The sequence below is a fragment of the Bacilli bacterium genome (genome assembly GCA_036381315.1).
Lineage (GTDB): Bacteria > Bacillota > Bacilli > Paenibacillales > KCTC-25726 > DASVDB01.
This window is the reverse complement of the sequence record DASVDB010000162.1, coordinates 1-4,641: the sequence shown is the minus strand read 5'-3', so window position 1 is coordinate 4,641 and position 4,641 is coordinate 1. Positions and strand designations below refer to the sequence as shown.

General features: G+C 51.2%; 6 protein-coding genes. 1 reads left to right on the top strand and 5 read right to left on the bottom strand.

Annotated features, from left to right (window positions below):
* The 4 genes from VF260_12030 to VF260_12015 form a co-directional block, all read right to left on the bottom strand.
* The coding region (locus VF260_12030) for a hydroxyacid dehydrogenase (GenBank protein ID HEX7057906.1) at nt 1–797 on the bottom strand (797 nt) is incomplete at its 3' end.
* Between the two features lie 5 nt (nt 798–802).
* Nucleotides 803–1,873, bottom strand: a complete 1,071-nt coding sequence (locus VF260_12025; protein HEX7057905.1) for an Ldh family oxidoreductase — start codon at nt 1,871–1,873, stop codon at nt 803–805.
* Nucleotides 1,874–1,951: 78 nt separating this feature from the next.
* Complete coding sequence (locus VF260_12020) at nt 1,952–3,106, bottom strand: UxaA family hydrolase (GenBank protein ID HEX7057904.1); 1,155 nt, start codon at nt 3,104–3,106, stop codon at nt 1,952–1,954.
* A gap of 2 nt (nt 3,107–3,108) precedes the next feature.
* Nucleotides 3,109–3,387: a UxaA family hydrolase gene (locus VF260_12015; GenBank protein HEX7057903.1), complete on the bottom strand. Its 279-nt coding sequence runs from the start codon at nt 3,385–3,387 to the stop codon at nt 3,109–3,111.
* Between the two features lie 182 nt (nt 3,388–3,569).
* On the opposite strand from VF260_12015, the gene VF260_12010 reads away from it, so the two are divergent.
* The gene (locus VF260_12010; protein ID HEX7057902.1) at nt 3,570–4,322 is read left to right on the top strand and encodes a FadR/GntR family transcriptional regulator; all 753 of its coding nucleotides are present in this window, start codon (nt 3,570–3,572) and stop codon (nt 4,320–4,322) included.
* Nucleotides 4,323–4,352: 30 nt separating this feature from the next.
* On the opposite strand, the gene VF260_12005 is transcribed toward VF260_12010, so the two are convergent.
* Nucleotides 4,353–4,574 carry a DUF2905 domain-containing protein gene (locus VF260_12005; GenBank protein HEX7057901.1) on the bottom strand — a complete coding sequence of 74 codons (222 nt, stop codon included), beginning with the start codon at nt 4,572–4,574 and terminating at the stop codon, nt 4,353–4,355.
* Between the last annotated feature and the right edge of the window lie 67 nt (nt 4,575–4,641).

Sequence of the window (4,641 nt, the reverse complement as noted above, 5' to 3'; positions counted from 1 at the left end):
TGATCGGCAGGCGGCGGCTCTTGCTCCAGCACGTCGAGCACGGCGCCGGCCAGCATGCCTTTTTGCAGCGCTTCATGAAGGTCCGTCTCATGAATAATGCCTCCGCGGGCGCTGTTGATGATGATTGCCGATTGCTTCATTTTCTTAATTGCATGCATGTCGACAAGGTGGCGGGTATGTTCCGTCAAAGGAACGTGCAGGCTGATAAAATCGGATTCAGCCATGACTTGCTCGAAACTCGCAAGTTTGATTCCGGTCTCGGCGACGGGAAAATCATAAGGGGCCACATACGGGTCGTACCCGATGACCCTTAAACCGAGCGCGTTAGCTCTGACCGCCACGCGATGGCCAATTTCGCCGACGCCGATGAGGCCCAGCACTTTCCCGCAAACTTCCGTGCCGGTGAACTTTTTGCGGTTCCATTCCCCCGCTCGCACGCTTAAGTTCGCTTCATTCAGCAAACGGCTGGACGCAAACATGGCCGCAATGACGTATTCGGCAACGGAAGTTGCGTTGGCGTTTTTTCCGTAAATCACCGGAATGTTTAGCCTGCCCGCCTCGATCAGGTCAATATTGTCCAGACCTACGCCCAAACGGCCAATCACCTTCAAACGGTGCTTCCAATTGAGCAGTTCCGCATCAACCCTGGTTTGGTTGCGGACGATGATGGCGTCTGCCGACTTGAGTTCCGTTTGCAATTTGGCCCGATCTTTCCAGAGGTCAGGATCATAAACAACATCCCACCCCTCCGCCTGAAGCAGTTCGATCCCGATCGGCCAATTTATTTCCGTGATCACAATTTTCAAGTGGATTTCACTCCTTTAGGCAGGCCGACTCCCAATTTTTCTCCCCAACGCGCCAATTCATCGAGCACTTCTTGCGCGATCGTCAGCCCGCTTTCAAGCGCCGCCGCGTATTTCGCGTGCCGCCGCTCGCCGGGGTAATAAATTTCTTCGGTTCCGGGAGCCTTTGGAATATTTTTTACTTCCCGGACAAATTCGTCCATTACCGCATAATAATGATCCAGCGGCATCCATTTCGATATGTCGAATAAAAGAAAGCTATGTCCGACATTTGCCGCCGGGTCTCCGTCTTTATAAAGATTATTTACATGCGGACCATATGCGGCGCCGCTCAATACTCCGCACATGATTTCGATTGCCATTGCCAGGGCGTAACCTTTCGCTCCGCCCAGCGGGAGAACGGCTCCGCGCAAAGCCGCGGCCGGATCGGTCGTTTCCACGCCGTTTTCATCGATCGCCCACCCCAACGGAATCGCTTCCCCGATTTTGTTCGCCAAAATGATTTTCCCCCTGGCGACAACGCTGGAAGACATATCGATGATTACCGGCGGTTTAAAACGCAAGGGAAATCCGAAAGCGATCGGATTGGTGCCGAAAAAGGCTTTTTTCCCTCCCCACGGGGGGATGCCCGGAGGTGAATTGGTCATGGCGATGACGGCGAGGCTTTCTCCGCATGCTTGTCGGCAAAAATAAGCCGCGGTGCCGAAATGGTTGCTGTTGCGAACGAACACGCCCAGCAAGCCGTTTTCTTTGGCCAACGGAATCGCTTTCTCCAATGCGCGGTAAGACACGACCTGGCCTAATCCGTTGCCCCCGTCCACCTTTAGAACTGATCCGAACTGTTCATAACGCATGTCCGGAGCGGCGGCAATTCTGCCCTCCCGCATGCGCGCGGCATAGATAGGCAGTCTGCTGATGCCGTGGCTTCCGTTTCCCTCCAGGTCCGCCCGCACAAGCGATTCCGCGGCTATTTTTGCATCCTCTCGCGGCATGCCGAGCCGGATAAACACTTGTCTGACAAATCGGCCAAGTTCGTCCGCCGAATAGACCAAGGACGGCTGGCTTCCCATAAACAATCACCTCCAACTGAAAAACCGATCGTTGGGCACCTTTTTTAAAGGTACCCAACGATCGCCGGATACGCAACATCAAGCGCTGCGATAAAGCTTCGTCATGACGAATTCTTTATGGCCGAGCGCTTCCGCGCATGTGTAACGGCCGTTTACAACGCGGCATAAATATTCCAGCAATCCTTCGCCGGCTTCGCGCAGTTTCAATTCACGAGTCAATAGCCCGCTGCAATCATAATCGATATGTTCGCTCATGGTGCTTACCGTTATCGGGTTTGCCGACAATTTTATGACAGGTTCGATCGGGTTTCCGATAATATTGCCTTGTCCCGTCGGGAAGAAATGCACGACCGCGCCGCCCGCTTGCATCAGCGTAATGCATTCGGCGGCGGCGGAAGACGTATCCATGAAATAAAGCCCCGGTCCGTTGGCAGGCGCTTCCGCAGGGTCAAGCACGCCGATGATCTTTTTGGTTCCTGTCTTTTCAATGTTGCCCAGCGCTTTTTCCTCAATCGTCGACAACCCGCCGATAATGTTGCCTTGCGTAGGCTGCGAGCCGAGCAGGTCCACGCCCTGGCTCTTGATTTCCGCAACGTAGTCGTTATAGATGGCCATAAATTTGTCTTTCAGCTCTTTTGTCGCGCACCGGTTGGCAATGAGATGCTCGCCGCCGGTCAACTCGGATGTTTCGCCGAAGAAAACGGTTGCCCCCGCATCCACCAAATAATCCACGGCGTAACCAACCGTCGGACATGAACCCAGGCCTGTTGTCGTGTCCGATTCGCCGCATTTAATGCTAACGGTCAAATCTTTCAGTTCAATTGGCACGCGCTGCAGTTCGGTAGCCCATTGCACAAATTCTTTCGCTTTAAGCGACGCTTGGCGCACGGTTTCCAAATCACCCGTTCTCTCAATTGCAAACCAGGCGACCGGTTTGCCTGTTTTGGCAATCCCATCGGCCACAATTTTCGTCCAGTTCGGCTCGATGCCGATGACGATGGCGGCGGCCACATTCGGGTTGCTCCCGGTACCGATCATGGTGCGGAAATGCAGTTCCAGGTCTTTCCCGTACTGCAGCCGGCCGTATGAATGCGGCAACGCCATCGTGCCTTGCACATGGGCGGCAACCGCTTCGCAGGCGGCGTTGGAAATATCATCGATCGGAAGAATGATCACATGATTGCGGATGCCGACTTTGCCATTCTCGCGTCTATATCCGAATAATTGTCTCACGGTTACCACCTCAAAGTTTTCAAATTATGCGTGTGTACATAGTCGCCAACCTGAATGCCTTCTGGCGCAAAACCGATTGGCAAACCGTACTCCAAAACATGCGCATTTTTATCCAATGCCGCGATCGCGATTTTATGCGACAGCGGTACAGCACTTTTTGCAGTCACTTCAATTGTAGTGTCGTCGTCCATAAATACTCCGATAACTTTCTCGCCCGCCTCAATGTTTGCGGTGGCCACACCTACGTGATCGCCTTTTTTGTGAATAAGAAACTTGTGCATTTTTTTCACCCCTTTGCTTTCATGCATGTTTGTATTTTTATTATTGGTAAGTGGTATTACCAATTTCGTCTTTAGTATAACGCTTCATGCAAGCATTGACAATACCCCAAATGTCCGTGAAAATGAAATCAGTATCTGGTTGCTGAAACAAAGTTGTTTCGGAAAGTTGGAATACGATGACGATGTTTACACCTATCAACGAAAACAAAAAAACATTTTACAATAAAGTCGTGGAACATATCCGCGAACTGATTGACACCGGCAAATTGCAGCCCGGCGATAAATTGCCTCCCGAGCGCGAACTCGCCGAGATGATGAAAGTCAGTCGCCCGACGATCCGGGAAGCGCTGAAACTGCTTTCCGCGATGGGCTATCTAAACATCCAGCATGGCAACGGCGTGTTTGTTGCCCAATATATCGAGCGGATAGACAACCTGGCCTCGCTCTTGTTTATGCAATCCGACAAAGTGAGCGAATTATTCGAAGTCCGCAAAACCTTGGAAACCCAAACCGCCGCTTGGGCCGCCGTCAGGGGAAAAGCCATACTGCTACGGCAAATTGCGCGGAAAACCAAAGAAGTTTATGAACAGATCATGGAGAAAAACAATTTTTCCACCCAGGAAGAACGCGATGAGTTTTTGTCGATATCCGACCAGGAATTTCACCTGTCGGTCGCGGAAGCTGCCGGAAACGAGGTTGTGCTGCGGGTCATGGTTAACTTGATTGATTTGTTAAAGGCAAGCCGCATGCAGTCGATGAAAATTCCCGGCCGTGTGGAACAATCTTTGAGGGAACATATGCTGATTGCCGACGCCTTGGTCGAGCATAATTCCGAGTCGGCGAGACAATTGATGCTCAATCACTTGAACGGTGTCGAACAAGACTTGCTCCGGGAATTAAACAGACACAAAACAACGCGCAAAAAAAATAAATGAAGCTCTAAACTGAAAAATGGGACCAATTCGCTACTTTGTAAAAAACCGAATCAAATACATGAGCAAGGACAAGCCAACGCTAAGCACGATGCAGGTTACGACAGGAAAATAGAAGCGAAAATTGCCCTTCTCGATCACAATATCGCCCGGCAACCGCCCCAAATGAAGAAACTTGCCGGCAACCGGCCAAACAAGACCGACTATGATGAGAATGGCACCTGTAACAATCAGAAATTTGGGAATCGAAGCCATGTTTTTCACCTCTGACGGATATTGTACCACAACTGAAACCGTTTATTTCTGTCAAAAAATGATTGAT